Origin of the sequence: Shewanella scandinavica (assembly GCF_031932065.1) — a bacterium.
In the GTDB taxonomy this organism is placed as follows: domain Bacteria; phylum Pseudomonadota; class Gammaproteobacteria; order Enterobacterales; family Shewanellaceae; genus Shewanella; species Shewanella baltica.
The window spans coordinates 105,196-130,306 of the sequence record NZ_JAUOES010000003.1; the positions used below are offsets into that span (position 1 = coordinate 105,196).

At 47.1% G+C, this 25,111-nt stretch carries 21 protein-coding genes; 9 read left to right on the forward strand and 12 right to left on the reverse strand.

Features of this window, described 5'->3' with window-relative positions:
- Positions 1 to 11: 11 nt before the first annotated feature.
- The 5 genes from Q4Q50_RS03220 to Q4Q50_RS03240 all read right to left on the reverse strand — a co-directional run bounded on the left by Q4Q50_RS03220 (position 12) and on the right by Q4Q50_RS03240 (position 6,052).
- Positions 12 to 1,691 (reverse strand): PepSY-associated TM helix domain-containing protein, encoded by a 1,680-nt coding sequence (locus Q4Q50_RS03220; protein ID WP_311898344.1) that lies wholly within the window; start codon positions 1,689 to 1,691, stop codon positions 12 to 14.
- A complete protein-coding gene (locus Q4Q50_RS03225; RefSeq protein WP_311898346.1) occupies positions 1,688 to 2,050 on the reverse strand; it encodes a hypothetical protein in 363 nt (120 codons plus the stop codon). The genes Q4Q50_RS03220 and Q4Q50_RS03225 overlap by 4 nt, the downstream gene beginning before the upstream one ends.
- Before the next feature lie 2 nt (positions 2,051 to 2,052).
- The gene (locus Q4Q50_RS03230; RefSeq protein ID WP_311898348.1) at positions 2,053 to 4,452 is read right to left on the reverse strand and encodes a TonB-dependent receptor domain-containing protein; all 2,400 of its coding nucleotides are present in this window, start codon (positions 4,450 to 4,452) and stop codon (positions 2,053 to 2,055) included.
- 101 nt (positions 4,453 to 4,553) lie between these two features.
- A complete protein-coding gene (locus Q4Q50_RS03235; protein ID WP_311898350.1) occupies positions 4,554 to 5,543 on the reverse strand; it encodes a FecR domain-containing protein in 990 nt (329 codons plus the stop codon).
- Between the two features lie 2 nt (positions 5,544 to 5,545).
- A complete protein-coding gene (locus Q4Q50_RS03240; protein WP_012090589.1) occupies positions 5,546 to 6,052 on the reverse strand; it encodes a sigma-70 family RNA polymerase sigma factor in 507 nt (168 codons plus the stop codon).
- A 359-nt stretch (positions 6,053 to 6,411) separates the two neighbouring features.
- On the opposite strand from Q4Q50_RS03240, the gene Q4Q50_RS03245 reads away from it, so the two are divergent.
- Together Q4Q50_RS03245 and Q4Q50_RS03250 are read left to right on the forward strand one after the other, a co-directional pair.
- Positions 6,412 to 7,155, forward strand: coding sequence for a substrate-binding periplasmic protein (locus Q4Q50_RS03245; RefSeq protein WP_311898352.1), 744 nt, complete (start codon positions 6,412 to 6,414; stop codon positions 7,153 to 7,155).
- A 322-nt stretch (positions 7,156 to 7,477) separates the two neighbouring features.
- On the forward strand, positions 7,478 to 8,125 hold the full coding sequence (locus Q4Q50_RS03250) for a CatB-related O-acetyltransferase (protein ID WP_311898353.1): 648 nt from the start codon (positions 7,478 to 7,480) through the stop codon (positions 8,123 to 8,125).
- Between the two features lie 46 nt (positions 8,126 to 8,171).
- Here Q4Q50_RS03250 and Q4Q50_RS03255 read toward each other — a convergent pair whose 3' ends face one another.
- Entirely contained in the window at positions 8,172 to 9,092 is a 921-nt protein-coding gene (locus tag Q4Q50_RS03255) for a LysR family transcriptional regulator (RefSeq protein ID WP_311898355.1), read from the reverse strand.
- Positions 9,093 to 9,276: 184 nt separating this feature from the next.
- Here Q4Q50_RS03255 and Q4Q50_RS03260 point away from each other — a divergent pair, with 184 nt between their 5' ends.
- The 5 genes from Q4Q50_RS03260 (at position 9,277) to Q4Q50_RS03280 (ending at position 14,612) form a co-directional block, all read left to right on the forward strand.
- Positions 9,277 to 10,026: a 3-oxoacyl-ACP reductase family protein gene (locus Q4Q50_RS03260; protein ID WP_311898357.1), complete on the forward strand. Its 750-nt coding sequence runs from the start codon at positions 9,277 to 9,279 to the stop codon at positions 10,024 to 10,026.
- A gap of 196 nt (positions 10,027 to 10,222) precedes the next feature.
- Positions 10,223 to 10,651, forward strand: coding sequence for a hypothetical protein (locus Q4Q50_RS03265; RefSeq protein ID WP_012197818.1), 429 nt, complete (start codon positions 10,223 to 10,225; stop codon positions 10,649 to 10,651).
- A gap of 279 nt (positions 10,652 to 10,930) precedes the next feature.
- Positions 10,931 to 13,042, forward strand: coding sequence for a protein-disulfide reductase DsbD family protein (locus Q4Q50_RS03270; protein WP_311898358.1), 2,112 nt, complete (start codon positions 10,931 to 10,933; stop codon positions 13,040 to 13,042).
- 135 nt (positions 13,043 to 13,177) lie between these two features.
- Positions 13,178 to 14,062: a thioredoxin domain-containing protein gene (locus Q4Q50_RS03275; RefSeq protein WP_311898360.1), complete on the forward strand. Its 885-nt coding sequence runs from the start codon at positions 13,178 to 13,180 to the stop codon at positions 14,060 to 14,062.
- 25 nt (positions 14,063 to 14,087) lie between these two features.
- Complete coding sequence (locus Q4Q50_RS03280; RefSeq protein WP_311898362.1) at positions 14,088 to 14,612, forward strand: protein disulfide oxidoreductase; 525 nt, start codon at positions 14,088 to 14,090, stop codon at positions 14,610 to 14,612.
- A gap of 112 nt (positions 14,613 to 14,724) precedes the next feature.
- Here the strand turns inward: Q4Q50_RS03280 and cyoE are convergent, their stop codons facing one another.
- The 6 genes from cyoE to Q4Q50_RS03310 all read right to left on the reverse strand — a co-directional run bounded on the left by cyoE (position 14,725) and on the right by Q4Q50_RS03310 (position 20,219).
- Entirely contained in the window at positions 14,725 to 15,657 is a 933-nt protein-coding gene (cyoE, locus tag Q4Q50_RS03285) for a heme o synthase (protein WP_006079488.1), read from the reverse strand.
- 13 nt (positions 15,658 to 15,670) lie between these two features.
- Positions 15,671 to 16,012 (reverse strand): cytochrome o ubiquinol oxidase subunit IV, encoded by a 342-nt coding sequence (cyoD, locus tag Q4Q50_RS03290; protein ID WP_311898364.1) that lies wholly within the window; start codon positions 16,010 to 16,012, stop codon positions 15,671 to 15,673.
- On the reverse strand, positions 16,012 to 16,632 hold the full coding sequence (gene cyoC / locus Q4Q50_RS03295) for a cytochrome o ubiquinol oxidase subunit III (RefSeq protein ID WP_311898365.1): 621 nt from the start codon (positions 16,630 to 16,632) through the stop codon (positions 16,012 to 16,014). The genes cyoD and cyoC overlap by 1 nt, the downstream gene beginning before the upstream one ends.
- Before the next feature lies 1 nt (position 16,633).
- Positions 16,634 to 18,613 (reverse strand): cytochrome o ubiquinol oxidase subunit I, encoded by a 1,980-nt coding sequence (cyoB, locus tag Q4Q50_RS03300; RefSeq protein ID WP_006079491.1) that lies wholly within the window; start codon positions 18,611 to 18,613, stop codon positions 16,634 to 16,636.
- A 2-nt stretch (positions 18,614 to 18,615) separates the two neighbouring features.
- On the reverse strand, positions 18,616 to 19,641 hold the full coding sequence (gene cyoA, locus Q4Q50_RS03305) for a ubiquinol oxidase subunit II (RefSeq protein WP_311898366.1): 1,026 nt from the start codon (positions 19,639 to 19,641) through the stop codon (positions 18,616 to 18,618).
- 188 nt (positions 19,642 to 19,829) lie between these two features.
- Positions 19,830 to 20,219, reverse strand: coding sequence for a hypothetical protein (locus Q4Q50_RS03310; protein ID WP_006079495.1), 390 nt, complete (start codon positions 20,217 to 20,219; stop codon positions 19,830 to 19,832).
- Positions 20,220 to 20,843: 624 nt separating this feature from the next.
- Between Q4Q50_RS03310 and Q4Q50_RS03315 the strand changes: the two genes are divergently transcribed.
- Together Q4Q50_RS03315 and Q4Q50_RS03320 are read left to right on the forward strand one after the other, a co-directional pair.
- Positions 20,844 to 24,467 (forward strand): bifunctional diguanylate cyclase/phosphodiesterase, encoded by a 3,624-nt coding sequence (locus tag Q4Q50_RS03315; protein ID WP_311898492.1) that lies wholly within the window; start codon positions 20,844 to 20,846, stop codon positions 24,465 to 24,467.
- Positions 24,468 to 24,564: 97 nt separating this feature from the next.
- On the forward strand, positions 24,565 to 25,041 hold the full coding sequence (locus Q4Q50_RS03320) for a cytoplasmic protein (protein ID WP_311898367.1): 477 nt from the start codon (positions 24,565 to 24,567) through the stop codon (positions 25,039 to 25,041).
- Positions 25,042 to 25,111 lie beyond the last annotated feature (70 nt).

Consider the following 25,111-nt stretch of genomic DNA (forward strand, 5'->3'; position numbering starts at 1 on the left):
CCTTTTAACATCTAACTCTCACGGATGACTGATAGTTTCCGCGCTGCGTAAATGGCCATCACTGCACTAGTAACAAGCACTAAATCTAGGGTCGCAACGGGCCAATAGGTATGGGTGAATAGGGTCTTAAGCAGATGGTCGCCTGTGGTTATCCAGTTCAGTCCCACAGCTGAGATAGCAATCAGAGCAATCGCCCTGCATTGTTCTGCCCAAGCCTTTCGGTAACCATGCTGTTTGTTCAAAAACACTCTGATCAACGCATGAAGTAAGCAAGCTAGCCATACACCAAAGAAGGCATATACCTCTAAATCGCGGCTGGAGATACCTGCAAATTGTTCTCTATTATTGAGCAAGCGATTGACCACTAAAAAAGCCCCGGTCGCAGAAATAATGCCAGTGATCGCAGCGATGTTATGTGCATTCATAAAAGACACATTGAAGCCAGTGCTGCCTTGCTTTTGGTTACGTGCCTGAGTCCAATGCAGTAGGCCAGTGGCGATTAACGCGCAAGCACCCAGCCCTGCGATAAAATAAAGCCAGCGCAGTGGCCAGTGTTTAAATTTGATGTAATGCATACCAGCAATAAAGTTAAATACATTGGTCGTCGAGGATGAGTTGAAATGTGCTAGTTCCTCTCCAGTGGCGGTAGAAAATCTCCTATTATCAATATTCTGAGATACGCTGTTATCGCCATTTAGCCTGAGTGCGACGACACCACCTGCATCTCCAGGATTGCTAACCCGAATCATATAGACAGCCCCTTGACCTAGCTCGCTTTCGGTCACCGCAATCATAGGATCAATTGCGGCAACATTGGCGGGTTGGCCTATTGCTTGTGGTCTAACACGCCCCTGTGATTCGGCGATAAAACGGCTCCGTGCAGGACTATTGCGTGAACCTTCTCTGGCATCGGTAATTTCGTCTTCATTTTCACTGCTAACATCTTGCTCACGTTTGCGTGAAGCTTCTCTTACTTTGGATTTGGGTCGTTCCTGCGTCACGGATGGTGGGTTGAGCTGTGCGAAAACGGCATCGGGCGCCTTGGGGAAATAGATCAAGTGCGCAATCATTAGCCCAGACAAGGTGATGACGATAGTGAAAGGCAGCAGCACAACGCCTGTGAGGTTATGAATATCGAGATTGGCTCTGCCAAAGCCACGAAGCAGCCTAAGGGTAAAGAAATCGGCAAATATTCTACGGTGTATGACTATGCCGGAAATTAACAGGCAAAGCATACCGATGCTCGCAATACCAACCATTAGGGCGCCAATGTTGTTTTGGCGTAAGGTTAAATTATGATGGAAGGGGTAAATAAAGTTACTCGCTCCTCGGGTGTTTGGAGCCGGAAGCGGTTCGAGCGTGATCGGGTGGAAACTATTTCGCTGTGCTATGTGTGACTTTGCAGAATCATAAGCCAATGTCAAAAAAGGTCTGCGCTCAGCGGGTAACACTATAGTCCAAGCTTTTGCCCCCTCAGCTCGCTCTGCCAGTAAAGGTATGATCTCGCGGTCTACCGATAATGGCCTTGCTGTATCCATGTGGATTCGAGTGTGTGGCATCATCCAGCGATCGATTTCTTTATCGAATACTGACAGCGTGCCGGTCCAGAAAATGGCGAACAGCAAGCCGCTTAATATCAATCCTGCCCAAGTGTGCAGGAGACTCATCTGAGTACGGAATCCATCTTTCATGCTAATGCTCCAATTATCCAAGCCATGAAGATACTAAAACTCGTCAGGCTGCTTACATTCAGCCAAGTTCGCAGGACGCCGTTACGGGAAAATGCCCACAATAGAATGAGCACTAAGTAGATAAACCCCAGCATACTAGTGACGACCACGGCATCCGTCCATGGCATGCCCATGTGGTAAAGCAGAGCTCCTGTTGTATTAACAAGTTGGGCACTGGATAAATAGCACAATAAACAGATGGCGATTGAGTGTGTCACCATCCCAGTGGTGAATAGCCATTTGCTAACGGCGCTTTGATTGCTGCGCTTCGATTGATGGGATAATCTTGAGTCTTTTTCGAGCATGATATGTAGGCCCATATTCAGAATTGCGTCTTAACGCTAACGAAATAGCTACGTCCGCGCTCTGAATAGCGGTAGGCCCCAGTATCGTTATTCACTTTAAATCGTGTAGCGTCGGTGATGTTGTCTATCCCGACGTTGAAGCTAATAAAGCGGTTCAGCGAATAGTTCAGACCTGCGTCCAGCGTGATCAAATCCTTGTCACTCTTATCGACCGTGTTGCGTTCGAAGCTGACTCGGGTAATTTCGCCCTCATAATTACCTCTCAGGAATGCCGAGAGCGCCTCTGTAGGTTGGTAGTCGAGCGTAATTGAGCCGTTATGATTTGGGATACCGACGAGTGAATTTCCGTCCAGCAATGCCAAGGTGTCACCGAAAGGGCGTGGACCCGCGGGGGTATTGATGATCACGTTGTCTGCGTCAATTCGTGAATCGGTATAGGTGTAACTCGTTTTGAGCGCCAAGGTATCAGTCATGTCCCAGTGACCTTCAAGTTCGACACCGCGGATCTGTGCTCCCTTGGCATTTAGCCAAGTGGCCCAAGCTGGGCAGTCTTTGGTGCCAACGTCACCTGAAATGCAATAGGCTGGAATATATCCACCGTTACCATCGTCGAAATAGAAGGTGTTGGTGTTGAGGATTTTGTTGGAAAAGTCATTGAAAAATAGCGTTGCGCCGATATTTAGCGTGTCATCTTTAGTGTAAAGCGCGCCGATTTCATAATTCGTGCTTTGTTCTGGCTCTAAGTCCGGATTACCAACAATGACAAACTGACTCGTACCGCCGCCGCGTTGAGAGCCTGTGGTGTTATCAATCTGGTCAATCTTCGGGCTCTTGTAGCCAGTGGCGATGCCCCCTTTGAAAGTCCAGTGATCGTTATGATTGAAAACAAGATATGCTCTAGGTGAGACATGATGACCAAAAAATTCGTTGTCCGTTAGTCGCGCACCAAGGGTGAGATAAAGTTTATCTGCGAGCAGCTCCCATTCGTCTTCTGCAAAAATACTGAAATCGCTGACAGAGCGGGTGCCAAAGCTTCGGGGAGAGCCATTGCCTAAATCACCGTTAGTTAGTTTGTCGTTAGTCCATTGACCACCGAAAGTCAGAGTATGGCTATCCACACCTGTAATGAAGCGTGCATCGCTGACTTTGTTTGTTGATCCTGTAGTGAAATCAGCTGCAGCAGGATAAGTCAGTCTTTCATAATCTTCTTCATAGTATTTCAGTTCTAGTTCGCCAAGATCGAACAAGGCATTGTAGGCAATGCTCCATGCATCTCGGGTCCATTCGCGGTCAATGCTACCTCTGGCATTAGGCAGTAGCACGCCGCCAGGATTGCCAATGTAGCGCTGACTCGCCTTTGAGTAGTCAAGGATGACTTCGTGGTCACGATGAGGCGTGATCCGTAACTTACTGCCAAGCGTTTTCTTAGTCGACTCCTGATATCCACCGTAATATTTGTCTTCGTCCTGTACGGCTTGATTTCCCCAAATGGAAGCACCAAGTAGATCTTTAACCAGCGGCCCCGAAATATAGATATCCTGTTGGTTTTGATTCCCCATAGCGCTGCTGTCTGGCACGCGCAAACTATAGCCCGCGCTAGCACTCCAATGTTCGGGTGTTTTTTTGGTAATGATATTGATGATGCCGCCCATTGCATCGCTACCGTAGAGAGAACTCATAGGTCCACGAACCACTTCGACGCGCTCAATCGACGCAACGGGAGGGATAAAATTGCTATCGAGATCTTCGTTGTTCAATCCTCGCGGATTTCCCGTGTCCGAGCGTACCCGCTTGCCGTCAACGAGCACTAACGTATAACCCTTCTCCATACCGCGTATGGATATTCCGCTCTGTGCGCCAGAGCCAATAACATTGACTCCGGGAATTTCCCGCGCGATATCTTGTAGTGAATTAAATTTGCGTTGCTCTAGATCCTTGCCTGAAAGCACACTAATGCTCGCTGGCGCATTTTTGATATCCTGTTCATAACCCGCAGCGCTGATAACAGTTATGGGTGCCAACACTATTGCCGCGGTCGCCTTGCCGAGAATATATTGCCCTTCAAGGCGCGATGTGACCTGTAAACCCGTCCCCGCCAGTATCTTTTGCAAGCCTGCTTCAATCGAGTATTGTCCCTCTAGCCCTAAGCTGGTTTTACCCCGAGTGAGTGCTGAAGATATCGACAGATCAATATTCGCGGCCAGAGCAAAGCTGTTGAGTACAGCATCGAGCGTGCCCGCCTTAATCTGATAATGTTGTAGCTTGTTGATTTGTCTAGCATCAACATCGACAGTTTGAGCCAGTGATGGCTGTGGTGCTGTAATGCTTAAGATGACGGTGAAACTCAGGCCCATAAGGGACAAGTAGTTAGCGCGGTATTTTTTTGGTCGCGAACGGCCAAATTCAACGGAATGCATAGAGAGTCCCAAGGGGGAAAGTTAATAGGTTCTATCTACTATTCCGAACGAGATCGCAAAACCCGTAAAAATTTTTGAAAATAATTTTCAGCGTTAAGGTTTTAGCGGGCTGGGATCACTTTGACCCAGTAAGCGGTGCGATATTGCAGTTCTACTGACAGGCTGCTTGCAAGGCTTTGTAGGGCAAGGTCGGTATCTTGCAGAGAAAATACGCCGCTGATGGTCAAATTGGCCACAGCACTATCGTATAGCGTGAAGCCGGGTCGATAGCGGCCGATCTCCTCGATAAAATCTGCTACCCGCATCCCTTCTGCCACTAGCTTGCCATGGCGCCAACTTATCGCTGCGTTTTGTAGCGGTTCAGGAGGCGCAATCATTGTCTTATCAAACCGAGTTTGTTGGCCTGCATCTACTCGTTGTGGCTTAACACCACTGGCAGCATAAGCTTCTACTGCGCCCTCGATTACGGCTACACGGGCATAGTGTTCGTATTGGCGGATGCAGAACTCAGTACCTAACGCGATTAGTTGGCCAAAGTGAGTGGTGACTAAGAATTGGCGACGGGGAGATTCATGACCCGTTTTGATCAAAATCTCTCCTTGATGGAGTTGTATTTGCCGCTTCTCGGCGGAGAAATCCACATCCACCGCAGTATCTATGTTTAGTGTTAAGCGGGTGCCATCTTCAAGAGTAAAGGTGCGAGTTTCGTCTGCGCCGGTGCGGTATTGAGCCTGCAGACTCCGGCCAAGTCGAGTCTGTGACGCGCCAAGCCAAGTCGCGGTGACGCCAATCCCTGCCAGCGCTAAAACATTGAGGAAACGCCGACGTGATACGACGGACTGGCTAACTTTTTCAAGTACTTGGATGCCTGTACCCTTAGGTAAGGAGGCGAACTTGCCAGTGATCTGGCACATGCGTTGCCATGCTTGTTCGTGAAGTGAACTTTGGTCACGCCATTGTTGGCAGTTAATACTATCCTGCTCGGTAGCGTCATCCGCCAACAGACGTGCCATCCAGCCAGCCGCCGCTTCAATGGCATCGCAGTTGTTTTCCTGCCCGATATTCTCGGCCCCAGATTGATTGGCAGGCATGACTAATAGGATTCCAGCGCGAGGCAGCAGGCCGCTAAGCCTCGCGCAACGTACTTTTCTACCGATGAAACAGAGACTGATAGCTGCTTAGCAATGTCGGCATAGCTTAAACCCTCTATCTGGCGCAGTAACAGCGTCAAGCGCACATTATCCGGCAAGTTATCGAGCATAACGGCAATTTCAGCGAGTGTTTCAATGATGACATGATGGATCTCTGGCCCAGGTATGAATGTTTCTGGCATCAAGCTCAAACTTTCTAGGTAGGCTTCTTCAATCTTCTGCCGACGATAAGCGTCAATCATCAATCCTTTGGCAATGCGGGTTAAAAAACGCCGAGATTCGCCTGAAGGCGGTAAATTTCCGGTTTTTAACAAACGTAGAAATGTATCTTGGGCTAGGTCGGCCGCTGTTTCTGAACAACCCACGCGTGAGTATAGCCAGCCGCGTAGCCAAAACTGGTTATCTCTATATAGGTTATTGATAGGAGAAGAAATATTGACCGACGTCATACGGTATAGGCAAGAATATTAATAATGCTGTAATGATATTGATTATCATTTGATAGGTCAAGTTTTGTGTCATTACGCCCATGAGATTACCTGCTTATGCATAGCGAGAATCATGGCGGAAAATAAGCTGTAATCCTGTTTTATGCGACTTTCGAGCAAAAGGATTCGCCTATCTTTTTGTGTTTTTGACTGGCTCAACTAAACTTGAGCCTTATCTCTATAGGACTACCGATTATCTTTTTGAAAAATATGGTGATTCATTAATGATATAAAAACATCTTGTTAGGGTTAGCTCGCTGGTGGTTTGACTTAGTTTCTAAGTGAATAAAAAGAAAGTTGGAATATTTTAGGAGAAATTGATGAGTAAGTTTCTGCTGTTCCTGATTTTAACTATGAGTGCCTTTGTTTCGGCTGCAAACCAAGATGTTCTTATCGGTAGCGGAGAATGGTCTCCGTATGCTGGCGCTAAATTGAAAGGATTGGGTTTTTTAAACGATGTGGTCACAATCGCTTTTGAGCAGGAAGGAATTACCGCAAAATTCGAGTTCAAACCTTGGGCTCGTATTGAAGTCGAAACCGGTAATGGGTATTTTCTCGCGTCACCCGGTTGGTCCATTCAAGAAGATCGTAAAGCCCAATATCTGTTCAGTAAGAAACCGATAATCGTTTCTCGCAGCGTATTTATTGAACGAATTGATAGTCAGTTTGATTGGAAGATCATGAGTGATCTTAAACAATTTACTATCGGGTGCAACCGAGCCGATTACTATGTTAAAGCACTGACTGAGATAGGAGTTAAAGTTCAAGAGTTAAACGAATACCCACAGGGAATCAAGATGCTACTTGCTAAACGTTTTGACGCGTTCCTTGTAAATGAAGCCGTGGGGCGGAAACTGATACGCGATTTATCTGCTGAAGAACAAGCTAAAATTCAAATACACCCTTTAGCGTATGATGAAAATTTCTCCTTCCTCATGTTTTCTAAAAATTACCCTAATGTCGAAGCTTTTGTAGAAAAGTATGATTCTGGCTTTGAAAAAATACAGAAATCAGGGCTATATCAAACAATGGTTCAAGATTTATATAAAGGTAAATATGATTGATTAGATTTTATTGCGCGGCAAAAAAGTGGGATATTTTTACGATTAAAATGTTTTTCACCCTCAAGTCATTGTCTAAGCGTGTGACTTAACTAACCATCATAGCTTTGCAGCGGCGGGCTATGGTGGTTAACATGTCGGCCGGCATAGCTCATGTCGATATTTCAGCGTTATGGGCTATTTTCTTTTTGATACCCACTTATGACTTTTATATGAAACTCATTCCTCTGCTAAAACAACCGCATATTCACTGACTATTCTAATGTGAAACTTCTCATAACATGATGTCTTATATTTATTATTTTGTTTATAAAGAGGATTTACAATGCAGAACAAGCATTGGTCAAAAGTTCAGTTATTGCATGAGGTGGTCACCAATCCCAATATAATAGTCAAAGGCCTACATAGCTATTACAGTGATTGCTGGGATGCTGGCTTTGAGGGATCCGCAGTGAGATATCTTCATGGTGATGAAGTGAGCCGTGAGTGGGAGCCTAAGTGGCCTATCGATAAACTTTATATCGGGAACTATGTGTGTATCGCCGCCGATGTTGTGATCTTAATGGGCGGAAATCATACGCATAGAGCGGATTGGTTTTGTTTATATCCCTTTATGGATTTCATCGAGGAGGCCTATGTAGGCAAAGGCGATACTCATATTGGTGATGGGGCTTGGTTAGGTATGAGATGTATGCTGATGCCTGGGGTGACGATAGGTGAAGGTGCGGTTGTTGCCGCAAATAGTGTAGTCACTCAAAATATCGAACCCTACAGTATTGTGGCGGGATCACCTGCGAAATTAATCAAGTATCGGTTTGATAAAGACGTCATTACTGAGTTACTGGCGTTAAAAATCTACGATTGGCCTGCCGAAAAGTTTGAAAGCTTAAAGCGGTATTTGTGTTCGGCGGATTTTGACGCGCTCAGCAAAGCGATCACTCTCTATGACCAATCTGTACATCAAAATAAATAGCCGTTAGTCCCAAAGTGAAAGGTCGCGCTTAGTCGAGGCCTTTTACTTATCCTGCCTTAAATCTGCTTTTGGGCGCTTTCGCTAAGTCGACCAGTTCTTCGATGATCACCCGTAGCTTGGGTTGGAGGTAAGGGGTTTTAAGCCAAATCAAGTGGATGGGTGTGTCGTCACTGGCGAGTTCGTCCAGTACCGAGATAAGTTCACCAGTTTTAAGATAGTCCTCAACCAACCATATAGGCACTTGCGCTAAACCCACTCCCGCCAGTGTGGCCGCTAAAATGGCTTCGCAATCAGCGATTTCGTGGCGTACTGGAATGTCATAAGCCTCGATAATCCCATCCTCATTTTTAAGTAACCAGCGATGTTGCTGCCCAAGCGGCCAGCCGACAATGCATTGGTGCTGGCTGAGATCTGCTTTGTCTTGTGGCGTACCAAGTCGAGCGAAATAGGCGGGAGATGCGCAGATTACTCGGCGTTGTTCTCCTAATCTACGGGCGACTAAATCCACAGTGTCGCCGAGTTGTCCGACACGCACCGCCAAATCAATGCCGTCACTGAATAAGTCGGTCATTCTATCGTTGAAGGTGATAGATAACTCGAGCTTGGGATATTTTTGCGATAGTGATAATAGGGTTGGCAGTATATATCGCCGCCCAAATGTGACGGGTAAATCCACTCGCACTCGACCTGAGGGAATTTGCTGTTCGCTGCCGAGTCGGCTCTGTGCATTGTCTAGGATTGCCATAGCATTTTGGCAATCTGTGAGGTATGAATCGCCATCATTGGTTAAGCTCACCCGCCTTGTGGTGCGGTGCAGCAGCTTAGTACCTAAGCGGGTTTCTAATCGCACTATGCTTTTACTGAGTGCCGAACCAGTCATGCCTAACGCCTGCGCCGCTAAGGTAAAACTGCCGAGTTGTGCAACTGTGACGAAATGGCGTATCTCAACAAATTGATTATTTATCACGGCAATTAATTCCTTGAAGGACTTAGTGATGGTCATTTTGGTGACTTAATCATGGAAAGTGAATCGCGTAAGCTACTACCACAGTATGAAAATGAGCGTTAATAACTGGTCAATGGTTAATTTATGATTGATAAGTAACGTTTTCTATACCATAAATTTTTTATCCCTATTGAGTGAGCTAACTATGAAATCGTCAAATAATCTGCAAGGTAAAGTGGCTTTTGTACAAGGTGGTAGTCGTGGTATCGGTGCCGCCATTGTTAAGCGTTTAGCGAGTGACGGCGCAGCGGTTGCCTTTACCTATGTGTCTTCTGAGGCGCAGTCACAATTGCTGGTGGATGAAGTTATATCGCAGGGTGGTCAAGCCATTGCCATTAAGGCTGATAGCACAGAGCCAGAGGCAATCCGTCGTGCGATTCGCGAGACAAAAGCGCATTTCGGTCGCTTAGATATAGTGGTTAATAATGCGGGCACGCTGATTTGGGATAGCATCGAAAATCTGACGTTAGAAGACTGGGAACGAACAATTAACACTAACGTGCGCAGTGTGTTTGTGGCGAGCCAAGAAGCGGCGCTACACATGAATGACGGCGGCCGCATCATCAATATCGGTAGCACCAACGCTGAGCGTATTCCGTTTGTAGGTGGTGCGATTTACGGCATGAGTAAATCGGCATTAGTCGGTTTGGCCAAAGGGTTAGCACGGGATTTAGGTCCAAGAGCCATTACGGTGAACAACATTCAGCCAGGCCCTGTGGATACCGATATGAACCCTGATAACGGTGATTCATCTGAGCCAATCAAGGCGATGGGTGCTCTGGGTCGCTTTGGTAAAGCCGAAGAGATTGCCAGTTTTGTCGCTTTTATCGCGGGTCCTGAAGCTGGCTACATTACAGGTGCGAGTTTGATGATTGATGGCGGGTTTTCGGCATAAGCTTTGTCTGTATCTATTTTTCAGGCAAGGCAAATTAATTTGCTTGTTGATGAACTATTGTTACAATCCGCCGGTCTTATCTGCAGCTATCTGTTGAAAGACACTCATTTTTTATCTTTATTATCAAAGAATAAGACGACGAGAAATCCAAATTTTTACGTTATTGACTAAGAAAACAGGCAACTTATGGGGCGTGATGGTGTTTACCATTCTGACCTTGTTCTGTTTGACTCAAAACAGTGGAATACTTAACTTGTTGCTCAAAGAGCCGAGCGCGCAAGCGATGTCGGCTACGTCTTTTTCTGGAGCTGGTTTTAACGCCAACTCAGTTTTAAACTCAAGTTCAGCTTTAAACAGCAGCTCAGCTTCAAGCAATATGGCTAGTCACGTCGATGCCCAAGCGGCGGGTACTGAGCTGGTCAAAAGCGAGCCTAAAAAATGTGAATTGTCTGAGAAATCGATCCGAACCTGTATCGATGCTCCGAGTTCCATTCCATTTCTTATCCTGTTGTTCCTACTTCCGTTACTTCCCCGCGCCTCCCGCGTGATAACACTGTTACCCATACAAGGTTATCAAGCTAAACCTAGGCGAATACATCTCACTCTCTGTCGCTTTCAAGAATAGAAATAATTTACTTATCAAACTGATAGGTGAGTTTATTCTGGCGCCCATTCTCTAGCTCGATAGTTGGCTTTTCTTACCCGTTTACCGGTTGAAAGGACCATTACCCAGCTGCAGAACGTCCGCTTTTACACATCCTATCTCCGATCAAATTTCTTGAATTAAGCCTGCTATCACACTGATTTTTCTTAAGCCATCACGCCCTTTGTAATGGGGGCAGAGTTAAGCAGTAAAGCAAGCATTTACAGGGCATAACGAACAGTTCATGCCAATGGGGACAAAATGAGTACATTAAAATCCATGTTAACCAGATTCTGGATACTCGCCTTGATAGTGACGAGTCCGTCGCTATTGGCCGCATCGACGGGGTGGTTAGTTAACGATAATCACCCGCCAGCCAAAGTACGTTTTATGCTGACGGGCGAAGTTGATTCCGCAACGAATACTTTGCCCGCTGTGCTTGAAGTACAACTTGAGGGCGATTGGAAAACCTATTGGCGCAGCCCTGGAGAAGGCGGTATTGCGCCTACCATCAAGTGGGATGGCTCTGGCAATCTACAGCAAGTGGATTGGAGATGGCCTACGCCAGAGGAATTCTCATTATTGGGATTGCAAACCTTTGGTTACAAAGGTAATACCACCTTTCCCTTAACCCTAAAAGTCGATGATATCGCTGCTCCAACTCAGCTGCGTGGCAAAGTGACCTTGTCGACCTGTACCACTATCTGTGTACTAACGGATTATCAGATTAGTCTCGACTTCACACCCAATGCGCTGCAAGCGGATACCGATGCCATGTTGGCCTACAACAAGGCCGTGTCGCTTGTGCCACAAAAAGTGTTGACCCAAGAGGGCCAAAATCCTGCCATGACAATGGGTTGGGATGCCGCCAAAGGCCAACTTGAAGTCAGGCTCAATAATGCCAACTGGCAGCAACCCACAGTGATTATTGATGGCGAGCCAGATACCACATTCAAGCTAGTGAGCTTAAAGCCAAGCGAAAGTGATGCTAACGGCAAGCAATTGGTCGGTATTTTCAGTGGTAAAAGTTGGCTGGGCGAGCCTGAAGTTTTGGGTAAATCGCTTAACATGACTGTCGCCGATAGCGAGCGGGCGTTGGAATACAGCGCCGAGGTTAAGCCTGTGGTGATTACTCAAGCAAGTACCTCGATATTTGGCATGATACTGCTGGCGCTTATTGGTGGTTTGATCTTAAACGTCATGCCCTGCGTGTTACCAGTGCTTGGCATGAAGCTCAGTTCAGTGGTTGCTGCGCCTGATCTTGAGCGTAATCAAATCCGCCAACAGTTCATCGCATCAGCGCTGGGGATATTGGCCTCATTCTGGTTACTGGCTGGCTTTATCTTAATGCTTAAGCTCACGGGTCAAGCGATTGGTTGGGGTGTGCAGTTCCAAAACCCTTGGTTTATCGGCTTTATGGCGCTGGTGACCACAGTGTTTGCCTTCAATATGTTAGGTGTGTTTGAGATCAACTTACCCTCTAACGTGCAAACCAAGTTGGCGACAACGGGCGGCAATAATAACAGCGGCCATTTTTTACAGGGCATGTTTGCGACGCTACTGGCGACACCGTGCAGTGCACCATTTTTGGGGACTGCGGTCGCTTTCGCCTTGGGCGCCGATGTACTGAGCCTGTTTGCCATCTTTACCGCGTTGGCCGTGGGTATGGCGTTCCCTTGGTTAATCGTGGCGGCATTCCCGCAAGTGGCGGATTATTTCCCTAAACCTGGCCGTTGGATGAATACAGTTAAAGTGTTTTTCTCCGGCATGTTGCTCATCACCAGTTTGTGGCTCATTAGCCTGTTGGCCAGCTTTATTGATGTGCTCTACCTGTGGCCGTTAGCGGGTGTCATTACACTGATATTTATGGTGTTTATGGCTAAAAAGTATGGCGCGATTGCCATCGTGAGCTGCTTAGGTATCGGCATTTTACTGTCGGCGATTATCGCATTTATGACGGCGAACCAGTGGGCTAAACCTTTACCTGCGGACCTTGCTTGGACGCCATTGGATCAAGCATTGATTAATCAGCAGGTTGCCCAAGGCAAAACTGTGTTTGTCGATGTCACTGCCGATTGGTGCATTACCTGTAAGGCCAATAAAGTTGGCGTGATCTTGCAAGATCCAGTCTATAGCCTGTTGCAACAGCCGCATATTTTGCCGATGAAGGGCGATTGGACCACGCCTTCTGAGCCCATAACTCACTACCTGCAAAGCCATAATCGTTTCGGGGTGCCATTCAACGTGGTTTACGGCCCGGGTGCACCGCAAGGGATTGAGTTACCGGAAATTCTATCGACTGACCTTGTGCTTGCTGCGATTGAACAGGCCTCTGCGTCCCCTGAAAAGTCATCCGTAGCGGCAGGGAAATAACGCTAACGACCAGCCGTTCACTCGGACATGTCACTCGGCAATATCACTGGCGAGTCTCATTCAATAGCGAGTCGAGTGACACTCAACAAATACTCAGGTCAGGAAGCCCCTGACCTGAAACAATGGAAATCGATTATGAAACAGACAATTGAAGCACAAAACATCACTGAATCAATGCAGAATACTCAAGTCATCGGAGGCACTAAGATGTCGAAATTTAGCTCTTTATTCAAACATCGCAAGTTGCAGATGTTTGCTGTCTCGGGTGTCGCCATGGCAATGCTGGTGGTTTCCTTGCCTTCGGTGAGCACCATGGCCTATGCCAAGGACAGCAGTTTATCGGCGGCGCAGCAACAAGAGGTGCGAGCGATTCTTAAAGATGCCTTGATCAATGATCCTGACCTAATGAGAGAGGCGATTATTGCGTGGCAAGCAAGGGAGCAAGAGGGGGCAAATACAGCCATGCAAACCAGTCTTGTGACTCATCATAAAGCTATGTATGAGACCAAAAGCGATCCGTGGAAGGGCGCTGCGGCACCTGAGATTGAGATGGTGTACTTCACCGATTTTAACTGCCCATACTGCAAGAAAATCGAGCCTTCGCTGAACCAGCTGATTGAAGAATTTCCGCAGTTAAAAATCATAGTCAAAATGGTGCCGCTGCAGGGCGAAGGCTCCAAAATGGCGGTCGATTTCGCCCAAACGGTTTGGTTAAACGAGCCTGAAAAGTATCTCAAGGTGAAGGATATGTTGATGTCGAGCCCGCGTGGACTCGATGCCGCCGCCATCGCTAAGGTCGCTAAACTGACGGCAACCGAGCGCTGGGTCGGCAACACAGATGAGCGCGTCGCTAAAATGGTCGATGATAATGTGAAATTAATGAATGAGTTAGGCATAGGTGGCACGCCAAGTATGATAGTGGCCGATACGCTTATTCCCGGATTAGTGCCTTACGAAGTGTTAAAAGAGCAGCTTGAAGCCGCGATTGCCGCTAAAGATAAGACGCAGAAGAGCAGTTAAGATGCAGCCAAAGGAAACTGAAAATATGAGCGCCGAACAAGTTTCGATATCTTTACCTAAACGCATATTGGGCTGGATTAAACAGCTGACACTTTTGCTGCTCATTGTCATTATCGTGACCAGCGTGATGGACATCTGGCGTGGCAAAGATATCCCACGGGATAATTTGCCGCAGCTACAAGGGACGACCTTGGCTGGGGAGATGCTTGATATTACCACGCTCAGCCAAGATCAGGCGGTATTGGTGTACTTTTGGGGTACTTGGTGCCCTGTGTGTAATTTTGTCAGTCCGGCGGTCAATCAAATGTCTGCCTATTACCCCGTGGTGACGGTTGCCATGAATTCGGGGGAGGATGAGAAACTGAGAAAATATCTTCAGCATCAGGATTATGGCTTTGACACTATTAACGATAGTGACAGCAAGATTGCCCGTGATTGGTCATTGCAGGCGACGCCAACCATTATGATCTTTAAAGATGGCGAGTTAAAACACTACACCACTGGCTTTACTAGTCTGCCTGGTATGTGGTGGCGAATGATGTTCACTTAGAAGTGATACATCAGGGGGCTGTTTTAAGGGAGAAAAAAAGCGCTAATCTAGGTTAGCGCTTTTGTATTATCAACTTATTTCAGGACTAGACCATTAGCTGAAAGCTTAGGATTTACTTCACTAAGGTGAGCAGTGGCGCCTGACTCACGACTTGGAAGTCGAGCGCCATAGTCACACTGAGCGCCGTAATAGTGATGATTGAAAAACCAAACACTTGGCGAGCCCAGCGTTGCATGTCGACGCCGTGGCGATAACCTTTTAATGCCATGGCAAGCCACCACAGGCTGGTGGCGCAGGTGACCGCCATAAAGGCGATACCTGTGTAACCCGCGAGTGGCAACAGTGCACTGACTAAGGCGAACACGGCAATATAAAGCACGATATGCAGTTTTGCTTTGGTCATGCCTTCTGCAACCGGTAGAACAGGAATATTGGCTGCCGCATAGTCATTAAAACGGAAAATCGCGATGGCGTAAGAATGTGGCATCTGCCATAGACTGAACATCAACAGCAAAATAGCCGCGCCCATGTCCATTTGCCCTGTCACACTGCAATAGCCAACCACGGGCGGTACTGCGCCCGAGAAGCTGCCAACCAAAGTGCCATACACTGAGTTACGTTTCATGTAGAGGCTATAAACCCCCACATAAACAATGTAACCAATAACGGCAAATAGCAGGGCTAATGCATTGGTAAACAAGGCTAAGATGCTAAAGCCCAATACGCCTAAGGCGAGTCCAAACGCGAGTACGTTACCCACGGCAATTTCGCCCGTGACGGTCACGCGTTTGCAGGTTCGCTGCATCTTGGCGTCGATATCACGGTCAATACAGTTATTGATTGCGCAACCCGAGGCAACGACCAAGGACAATCCTACTAAGCTCGCTAGCATCAAGACCAGATTTACGTCGCCTTTGGCGGCTAATAAAAAACCGCCAGCAACGGAAATCAGATTCCCGAAAATGATGCCAGGCTTAGTAACCTGCACATACCCTTTGAAGCGTGCTTTCCATTGCGGTGACATAAATCTGTCTTGTATTTGCATAGACTGTTTCTCGTTACATCATCAAAGCGTTGGCTTCGAGTATGATCCACACCGACAGGCCGACTACCATGACAATAATCAGGGCGGTAAACAGGAAGGAGAAGGTATTTACTTTGCCTTCTTTCGAGAAATCTAAGTGCAAGAAGTACTTAAGATGTACCACTATCTGCACTATCGCCATTACTAGCACTAAGCTAAGGTTAGTCGCTTTCTCGAAGTGATGGGTCATTACCGCCCAAAACGGAATGGCGGTTAATACCACTGACAGCACAAAGCCCATTAGATATGACTTAATGCTCGCTGCCAGATCGTCAGTGCCATGGCTAGGCTTATGAGTATGACTATGTGCGCTCATTAAAGTGCTCCCAATAAATACACGACCGTGAATACACAAATCCACACTATGTCGAGGAAATGCCAGAACAAGCTTAAGCAGCTCAGGCGGGTGATGCTGCGATTACCTAAACCAGTTTTCGTCACTTCAATCATCATGATCGCCATCCAAATCAGACCTGCGGTCACGTGCAAGCCGTGCATACCGACAAGGGTGAAGAAGGACGACAGGAAAGCGCTGCGTTGTGGGCCATTACCGTGTTCAATCAGGTGATGGAATTCATAGACTTCCATCCCGATAAACACACAACCGAGGGCGAAGGTGACGAGTAACCAAGCCAAGGTCGCGGCTTTGTTGTGGCGCTTAGCAAAAATCAGCGTCATACCGTAGGTAATACTACTAACGAGCAGGGCGGCAGTTTCAATCAGCACAAAGTCCAATTCGAAAATGTCTTTACCCGAAACGCCACCGTCCGTGTTCATGTAGAGCACAGCATAGGTTGCGAAAACCGAGGCAAACAAAATGCAGTCGGTCATCAGGTAAATCCAAAAGCCAAACAGAGTGTTGCCACTCGTATCATGGTGCTCGTGGTGATCTTCTGCGTGAGCTACTTCTAAATCTGCTGGGATTGCAATACTCATATCAGCCCCTTACTACATTGTTTAAGTGGGCATTTTCAATGCGAGCCACTTCATCGGGTTGCACGTAATAGTCGACGTCATTGTTATAAGCACGGAACAGGAACACCACGAAAGCGCCCACTAAGCCCACAATGGCTAACCACAGGATGTGCCAAATAGCGGCAAAACCCGCGGCAGTGATCCCTAGCGCCATTAAGATACCGCTTGGGGTATTTTTCGGCATATGGATAGCTTGGTAGTGTTTTTGACGTTGATAAGCCACGCCTTTTTCTTTCGCATCGGTAAAGGCATCGATATCAGCAACCTGTGGCAGCTTAGCGAAGTTATAGAACTGCGGTGGAGAAGCGGTTGACCACTCTAAAGTATGGCCATTCCATGGATCGCCCGTGGTGTCGCGGTTTTGGTCGCGGTCACGGATACTCACGTACAGTTGGATAAACTGCAGAATGATACCGACCATGATGATGCAAGCACCCACGGCGGCTAAGTAAATCCACACGTTCCACGCTGGGTTATCAATGTGGTTGATACGGCGTGTCATACCCATAAAGCCCAGTACGTACAGCGGCATAAAGGCCACATAGAAACCGATTTGCCAGCACCAGAATGACGCTTTACCTAAACGCTCATTTAAGTGGAAACCTGTCGCTTTAGGGAACCAATAAGCAAAGCCTGCTAAATAACCAAATACCGCACCACCAATAATAGTGTTATGGAAATGCGCGATTAAAAACAAACTGTTATGTAAGACGTAGTCGGCACCCGGTAAGGCTAATAACACCCCTGTCATGCCGCCTATGGTGAAAGTCACCATAAAGCCCAGCGTCCACAACACAGGTACCGTTAAACGTAGGCGGCCACGGTAGATAGTGAACAACCAGTTAAACAGTTTCACCCCAGTTGGAACCGCAATCACCATAGTCATCACCCCGAAGAAGGCGTTGACGTTGGCACTTGAGCCCATGGTGAAGAAGTGGTGTAACCAAACGATGAAACCTAAAATTGAAATCGCACCACTCGCCCACACCATAGAGGTGTAACCGAACAGACGCTTAGAGGTAAAGGTTGAGATCACATCGGAGAAAATACCAAAAGCAGGCAAAATCAGGATGTAAACTTCAGGATGTCCCCACGCCCAAAACAGGTTGATATACATCATGGCGTTACCGCCACCGTCATTGGTGAAGAAGTGGAAATCCATGTAACGGTCGAGTGTCAGCAGGGCTAACACAGCGGTTAAGATTGGGAATGACGCGACGATCAATATGTTCGCCCACGTACAAGTCCAAGTGAAGATTGGCATTTGCATCAGCTTCATGCCTGGGGCACGCATCTTCAGTACGGTGGCGATAAAGTTCACCCCGGTTAAGGTCGTCCCTATGCCCGAAATCTGCAGTGCCCAGATATAGTAATCGACCCCAACCCCCGGACTGTAAGCCAGCTCTGAGAGTGGTGGATACGCCACCCAACCTGTCTTAGCAAATTCACCTAAACCCAATGAAATATTGATCAACACAGCGCCCGAGGCGGTAAGCCAGAAGCTGAGGTTGTTCAAGAATGGGAAGGCAACGTCGCGGGCACCAATTTGCAGCGGCAACACTAAGTTCATCAGGCCTATCATAAATGGCATCGCCATAAAGATAATCATGATCACGCCGTGGGCGGTGAAGATTTGGTCGTAATGTTCAGGCGGCAGATAACCTGCGGCGCCGTTGGTGGCGAGTGCTTGCTGGGTACGCATCATAATGGCATCGGAGAAGCCACGAATGAGCATCACCAAAGCTAACACTATGTACATGATACCGAGGCGTTTATGGTCAACTGAGGTTAACCAGTCGTTCCAAAGTACGCTCCATTTTTTGTGTTTAGTGATCAAGGCTGCGATATACAAACCTACCACTGCGACGACCGCTAAGGTCACCATGATGATAGGCTCGTGATACGGAATCGCATCTAAGCTTAATTTACCGAGAAATGACATGATTACTCCGCCTCCACTTTTTGAGTGGATGAGTGCTCTAAGGATAAAGGTTCTGTGGATGAGTCCTGTGTTGATGACGGTACAGAAGGTGTTGAGCTATCCATGTCGGCCATGTTCTGTTTATTTTCCATCGCGTGCTCGCCTGCCATATGTGCCATGTCGTGCATACCTTTCATGCCGTCATGTGAGTCCATGTGCATGTACTGCATCACGATTTGGTCAAACATCCCTTTGCTCACTGAACCAAAGTATTCAACCGGATTGTATTCACTCGGTTTAGCCAGTGTGGCGTAGGCCGCTGAGTCCAATGTTTTGCCCTGTTGCTTTAACTTGGCAACCCATGCATCGAAGTCGGCAGGTGTTTGAGTAGCAATCGCTTTAAATTTCATGCCCGCAAATCCGGCGCCGCTGTAGTTAGCCGAGATACCGTCGAAGGTGCCTGGCTCGTTAGCGATCAAATGCAATTTAGTGGTCATGCCCGCCATAGAGTAAATCTGGCTGCCTAACTGAGGGATGAAGAAGGAGTTCATCGCAGTGTCAGAGGTGATCTTAAAGTTCACCGGCACATTGGCTGGAAACGCCAACTCATTGACCGATGCCACGCCTTGTTCTGGGTAAATGAATAACCATTTCCAGTCCAGCGACACCACTTCAACCGTGACGGGTTTAGCTTCGTGCACTAAAGGCTTATATGGATCAAGATCATGGGTCGAACCCCAAGTGATCACACCTAGCACTATTACGATCACAATCGGCACTATCCACACGACGGTTTCAATCGCCGTTGAGTGTGCCCATTTAGGCGCATAGATTTCTTGATCACGGCCATCGCGATATTTCCACGCGAAGTACAATGTCATGGCAATCACAGGGATAACAACAATGAGCATGAGTAGGGTGGCGACGATAATCAGGTGTTTTTCATCGATACCGATTTGGCCCTTAGGGTCCAACACACCGCCATCACAACCCGCGAGCATGAATGCTACTGCCGCGATTGCCGCTTTACTTAATTTTCGAATTAACAAAGGAAGATTCCTCTAACCCTAAGGTTTACAACTCTGCCAAGCGTGAACCGGCAGTCGCACTAAGCGGCGTTATCTGAGCGCAAATCCTGAGACCCAAGAGGAATGACACAAAAATGTGCCGCCATCCCGACGAAATCGAAGATCAGCTTTCAGCGCTTAATGCTTAATTTGAATTTAAAAACAGAGGGTTAAAATGGTGGGGCGCGACAACCGTGGGCGGTATGTTCGAGGGATTTTAGCCTTGGGGGTGCTAAAAAAAGTGAAGCGTTAGTTAAATCGAGATTATTGAAAAATTTGAAGCAGCAGTCGATTAAATGCCATAACTGCAGAATAACGAGGGGGTTGAGCAATAACAGGCTGAGCAGACTGGCGCCGATAAACTCGACTAAAAAGCCATTGCTGAGGCTGATGAGTTCACTAATATCGACACAACCGCCGATCAATACGTACAAAACGTCAGCTACAGGCAGCACAAACAATAACCCGAAAAACAGGGTTAGGTTTGTCATGCTAAAGGTTGAAAACCGAATAATCAGGTTCAATCTTTCAGCAATGAATTGGCTAAGAGCTAATTTCAATTAACGGGTCCGGTTGAACGGGAAAGGGAGTCAGTTGGCAGAACAAAAAATATTCAGCATGCAACTTTTTTATGCGGCTGGAGGATACCAAGAAGCGGCTATTGAATGAAAGCGGATCCCCGCGGTAAAAGGGCCTAAGCGTTAAAAAAACCTTAATTAAAACTAAATTAAATCAATAAATTTACAAAATTAACCTAAATTCAACTGATTTGGTTCTCATAAAATAAAAATGTGTGAGGCGCTTCATTTATTCGTTTTGGCTAAAGTTGATGCAATAGCGACGGTATGGCGTGGATTAATGCCATCATAAGCATGTGGGTTTTAGCCAACAGTCGCTTTTATCGCATACGAATGACACTGCTGTTTACCCTTGCTCGCCGCACATTTTTGCATGCTGATTTTTGATGCGAGTTAAGTTTGGTTAAGCGGATTTGAGATGGGCATCTCAAATAAAAACATCAAGTTAAAACAATGGTTGTGTCAGTCATTTACGCTATTTACATTAGGTAAAACGATTATTAGACTGTGATTTTATCACTGCCCAGATATCTACTTGAGATTGAGTTAACGAGTAGGGCATTATGATTCTGAATATTGTAACTATGGCAGTTTAAAGGATTACACATAAAGTCAATTACCCCATACCTTAAGGTAAATATTTTCATCGCCTTAGCTTACATTGTTGTAGGTAAATTAGGCTTGATGATTGCTTTGCCGCCTGGATATTCTGCGGCGATTTGGCCTGCTGCAGGGATTGCTATTGCCGCATGTATCCTGTGGAAAGAATATGTCCCTTGGGTTGGCGTGTTAATTGGTTCGCTGCTGATTAACATCAATATTGGCGGGCATATCCATTTTGGTTGGTTACCCTTTGCTATCTCGATTGGGTCTTGTATACAGGCTGTGCTTTCAGCCCATGTTCTTGGCCGAGTCGATCATTTATTCACCTTAGATAATCCTAATACCGTTATTAAATCCTGCTTGAGCTTAGCCTTAACTTGTATTGTGGCGACCGTTTTTGGCAACAGTGCCTTAGTGATCAACGGTACGATTCCACCATCTGATTTACTGGGAAGTTTAGTGAATTGGTGGACGGGGGATTTGCTCGGCGCCGTGATCTTTATCCCTTTGACTATGTTGCTATTTGATAAGCGGACTATCTGGCGTGCTCGCCGCATTCAGACGGGCATTCCTTTGCTGGTGGGCTTTTTATTTTGTGTGGGGATTTATTACTACTCAAATATGAATCAGCGCCAACAGTTGCAGGATAAGTTTCAGATCCAATCTAATGCCGTGATTAGTAATATTGAAAGTTTTCAAGAGGCTAATCTGCAGCAAATCGTCGCCCTAGCGAGCTTGTTCGATAATAGCGAGCAGGTTTCTGAGGATGAGTTTGTGCAGTTTGGCAAACGTAACATGCTGCAGCAAGATGGCTTTAGAGCTTGGTCTTGGTCGCCGTTAGTGGCGGCCGCCGATCTACCCAGTTTTGAGGCATCGACCCGCTCAGCCATTGGCGGCCCTTACAAAGTCACGCGGCCTCAAGGCTGGCAAACTAATACCGATGGCTGGTTAGTGCCTGTGATGTACATTCAGCCAATCATAGGCAATGAGGCAGCGCTGGGATTAGATCTCAATAGCGAGCCGACACGAGCCGCTGCCATTGCCAAAGTGCGCGCGACCTTAGCGCCTGTGATGACGGCTAAGATTCAATTAGCTCAAGATCCCAATGGCCCGGGTGGTACTTTACTCATAGCGCCCGCGTTCGACCGACTAGGCAGAATCTCAGGATTTTGTTCAGCTGTGATTGATTTGCAAAGCATTATTAATGATGTTGAGAGCGTAAAGGGATTGCAGTGGAAACTCTCCGACATGAGTGCGGGCGGTGCATTACTTTATAGCAATACCCAGAAGTCGTTTCCCGCGTTTAGCAGCAAGCTATTTAGCGATAAAACCGGCCAGTATTTTCAAGCAAACATGATGCTAGCAGATCGGCATTGGCACATAGTGATTTATCAATCCTATGCTGTGCTGATGGGCGATACTTTTAGCTTATCGCTACTTATGCTGCTCCTCGCCTTTATCACTTGTGCCGTTGTGGGCGGTATGACGCTGGTTTCCTCCGGCGAGCGCCAACGTATTGCCGAGAAAGTGACTGAAAAAACCATGGCCTTGTCGAAGGAAATTGCCCGTCGTCAGGCTTTTCAGGCTACCTTGGTACAAAGCGAGCAAAGATATCGTAATTTGTTTGATAAGGCGCCTGTAGGGCATGTGCTTAAACGTTTAGATGATGGTCAGTTTGTGGCGATTAATCCCGCATTCGAAGCCATGACGGGTTACTCACTCGATGAGTTAAATCAGCTTGACCCTTGGGATCTCACGCCAAAGCGTTATCAATTAAGTGAAACTGAGCAATTAGAACGCCTAAAGCAAACCCGTCGTTATGGCCCCTATCAGAAGCATTATGTGCATAAGAATGGCCAGTTAGTGGCAGTGCGCCTTAATGGTGCGTTAGTCACAGGCGCCGATGGTGAGCAGCTTATTCTCTTTATCGTTGAAGATATTACCGAGCAGGAGCGCACCGTTGCGCGGGTAAATCTATTGGCGCAGGTGTTCCAGCAGAGTGGTGAAGGCATCACTATCATGGATGCCAACGATATTATTGTGGATGTGAATAGTGCGTTTTCTCAGATAACCGGTTATTCCCGAGAAGAAATCATTGGTAAAAACTGTCGCTTTTTAGAGGCCGAGCGTACCGACAAAGGTATCGATCCTCAAGTGCGTGCAGCCCTAGAACAAACAGGTTTCTGGCAAGGTGAAGTTTGGGACAGGCATAAGCATGGTTACGATTTCCCCAAATGGTTGATGATGTCTGTGGTGCGCGATGATGCAGGTGCGGTGAGCCATTACATCGGCAGCTTTACCGATATCAGCGAGCGTAAAGTCAGTGAGGAACGGATTCATTTCCTTGCCCATCATGACTCTTTGACCTTATTGCCTAATCGACTCAGCTTGCAGTCGCGCCTCGAAGTGGTGTTTAAGGATGCTCTGGTATCCCACAGCCAAATAGCGGTAATGTTTATCGACATGGACCACTTTAAAAATATCAACGATACCTTGGGCCATCATGTGGGCGATCAACTGCTGCTAGAGGTTGCCCGACGTTTGAAAAACATCGTTGGTGATACTGACACTGTGGCACGTCTAGGTGGCGATGAGTTTGTGGTTGCCTTATCTGATACGAACCATGATGAGGTGGCCAGTTTAGCCGAAGCGCTACGCAGTGGTTTGAGTCAAACCTATGTTATTAACAATCAAGCATTACATTCATCACCGAGTATAGGCATCAGTTTATTCCCGACCGACGGCGACAGTGTTGAAGCCTTGATGAAAAACGCCGATATGGCCATGTACCGCGCCAAGGCTGCGGGGCGCAACAACTATCAATTCTTTACTGCGGCGATGAATACCTTGATCACCGAGCGCCAGCAAATTGAAACGGGCCTGAGGCAAGTGCTCGCTAACGATGAATTACGACTGCATTATCAGCCACAAATTGATATCCGCACTGGGCAAGTGGTCAGTGTCGAAGCCTTAGTTCGCTGGCAACATCCTGAGTTTGGCATGGTAGCGCCAGACCGCTTTATTCCCATCGCCGAAGAGATTGACATGATCATTCCTATCGGCCAATGGGTGTTAGAAACTGCCATGGCGCAGCTTGCCGTTTGGCGCGCTGCGGGCGCGACTGAGCTGCGAATGGCAGTGAACTTGTCAGCGCATCAACTCCGCAAAGATAGCATTGTCGCCGATATCACCAATGTGCTTTTAAAGCATAAGTTGGGCAAAGGGGCATTGGAGCTCGAAATCACCGAGAGTGTGGCAATGCAATATCCGGAGCAGAATGCGCGCCTGTTAGCGGAATTGCGCCAGCATGGTATCGAGCTTGCGATTGATGATTTCGGCACAGGTTATTCCTCCTTATCCTATTTGAAACTCTTGCCCTTAGACAGATTGAAGCTCGACCGCTCCTTTGTGAAGGATATTGAGAGCGACCCGAACGATGCTGCTATCAGTGCTGCGACCATTTCTATGTCCCATGAGTTGGGGCTAACTGTGGTGGCAGAAGGCGTTGAAAACGAAGCACAATTGGTATTATTGTCGAGCATGGGGTGCGACTTAGTGCAAGGGTTTTACTTTAGTAAACCTTTGGCGGCAGAAGAGTGTTTCCGCTTTATTCAGCGTAATTTATAACGGCAGAGTATTGTTGGTTTCCTAATACTGGCGCTGAGTTGGACTATACTTGAGTTCGCGTTATGTATGCGTTAATCGAAATACTAAGGATGGTTTTATGCAAGTCATCTTCACCAAAGGAACCCAGCGTTATGGTCAGTTGCGCTGCGTGCGCATGGACGGTAGTGCGACTCAAACCCAAATGCCGGAACAGGGCATTGATCCCCACGATATGATCCATTATGTGGTTGAAAAACGTCTGCATATTCAAGGGGCTTTCTTCTCGCAGGTCAGAGCTGGCGCCGATATCAGCTTCGCCTTGGAACATAATGAAACCTCCCGCGCCATCGCAGATAAAACGGAAGTGTGGCAAACCGAATCCATAGTCGAGACATTGCAGTCGTTACTCTGGTCGGGCGAAACGCCAACCTATGACGGCTTTATTTATCTGTTAGAGCAAGCCTGCAACAGCCGTGACCTAGCCGTTCCAACCGTTAGCCAATCGGACTTTGAACATATTCTTAATGAGATTATGGAGTTGAGTATTGAGTGGCAAGGAATGGGCGAAGGTCAGTCCCTGACCTTGAAGTTTTAAGCGGTTTAAAAATAAGAGATTTAACAACAAATGATTTAAAAAAAGAGCGCAGCTAACTGCGCTCTTTGTG

Excerpts from the sequence above, each read along its gene's own strand:
- Q4Q50_RS03220 (WP_311898344.1), bottom strand. The coding sequence starts at position 1,691 with ATGAAAGATGGATTCCGTACTCAGATGAGTCTCCTGCACACTTGGGCA.
- Q4Q50_RS03225 (WP_311898346.1), bottom strand. The coding sequence starts at position 2,050 with ATGGGCCTACATATCATGCTCGAAAAAGACTCAAGATTATCCCATCAA.
- Q4Q50_RS03230 (WP_311898348.1), bottom strand. The coding sequence starts at position 4,452 with ATGCATTCCGTTGAATTTGGCCGTTCGCGACCAAAAAAATACCGCGCT.
- Q4Q50_RS03235 (WP_311898350.1), bottom strand. The coding sequence starts at position 5,543 with ATGCCTGCCAATCAATCTGGGGCCGAGAATATCGGGCAGGAAAACAAC.
- Q4Q50_RS03240 (WP_012090589.1), bottom strand. The coding sequence starts at position 6,052 with ATGACGTCGGTCAATATTTCTTCTCCTATCAATAACCTATATAGAGAT.
- Q4Q50_RS03245 (WP_311898352.1), top strand. The coding sequence starts at position 6,412 with ATGAGTAAGTTTCTGCTGTTCCTGATTTTAACTATGAGTGCCTTTGTT.
- Q4Q50_RS03250 (WP_311898353.1), top strand. The coding sequence starts at position 7,478 with ATGCAGAACAAGCATTGGTCAAAAGTTCAGTTATTGCATGAGGTGGTC.
- Q4Q50_RS03260 (WP_311898357.1), top strand. The coding sequence starts at position 9,277 with ATGAAATCGTCAAATAATCTGCAAGGTAAAGTGGCTTTTGTACAAGGT.
- Q4Q50_RS03265 (WP_012197818.1), top strand. The coding sequence starts at position 10,223 with ATGGTGTTTACCATTCTGACCTTGTTCTGTTTGACTCAAAACAGTGGA.
- Q4Q50_RS03270 (WP_311898358.1), top strand. The coding sequence starts at position 10,931 with ATGAGTACATTAAAATCCATGTTAACCAGATTCTGGATACTCGCCTTG.
- Q4Q50_RS03275 (WP_311898360.1), top strand. The coding sequence starts at position 13,178 with ATGAAACAGACAATTGAAGCACAAAACATCACTGAATCAATGCAGAAT.
- Q4Q50_RS03280 (WP_311898362.1), top strand. The coding sequence starts at position 14,088 with ATGAGCGCCGAACAAGTTTCGATATCTTTACCTAAACGCATATTGGGC.
- cyoE (WP_006079488.1), bottom strand. The coding sequence starts at position 15,657 with ATGCAAATACAAGACAGATTTATGTCACCGCAATGGAAAGCACGCTTC.
- cyoD (WP_311898364.1), bottom strand. The coding sequence starts at position 16,012 with ATGAGCGCACATAGTCATACTCATAAGCCTAGCCATGGCACTGACGAT.
- cyoC (WP_311898365.1), bottom strand. The coding sequence starts at position 16,632 with ATGAGTATTGCAATCCCAGCAGATTTAGAAGTAGCTCACGCAGAAGAT.
- cyoB (WP_006079491.1), bottom strand. The coding sequence starts at position 18,613 with ATGTCATTTCTCGGTAAATTAAGCTTAGATGCGATTCCGTATCACGAG.
- Q4Q50_RS03320 (WP_311898367.1), top strand. The coding sequence starts at position 24,565 with ATGCAAGTCATCTTCACCAAAGGAACCCAGCGTTATGGTCAGTTGCGC.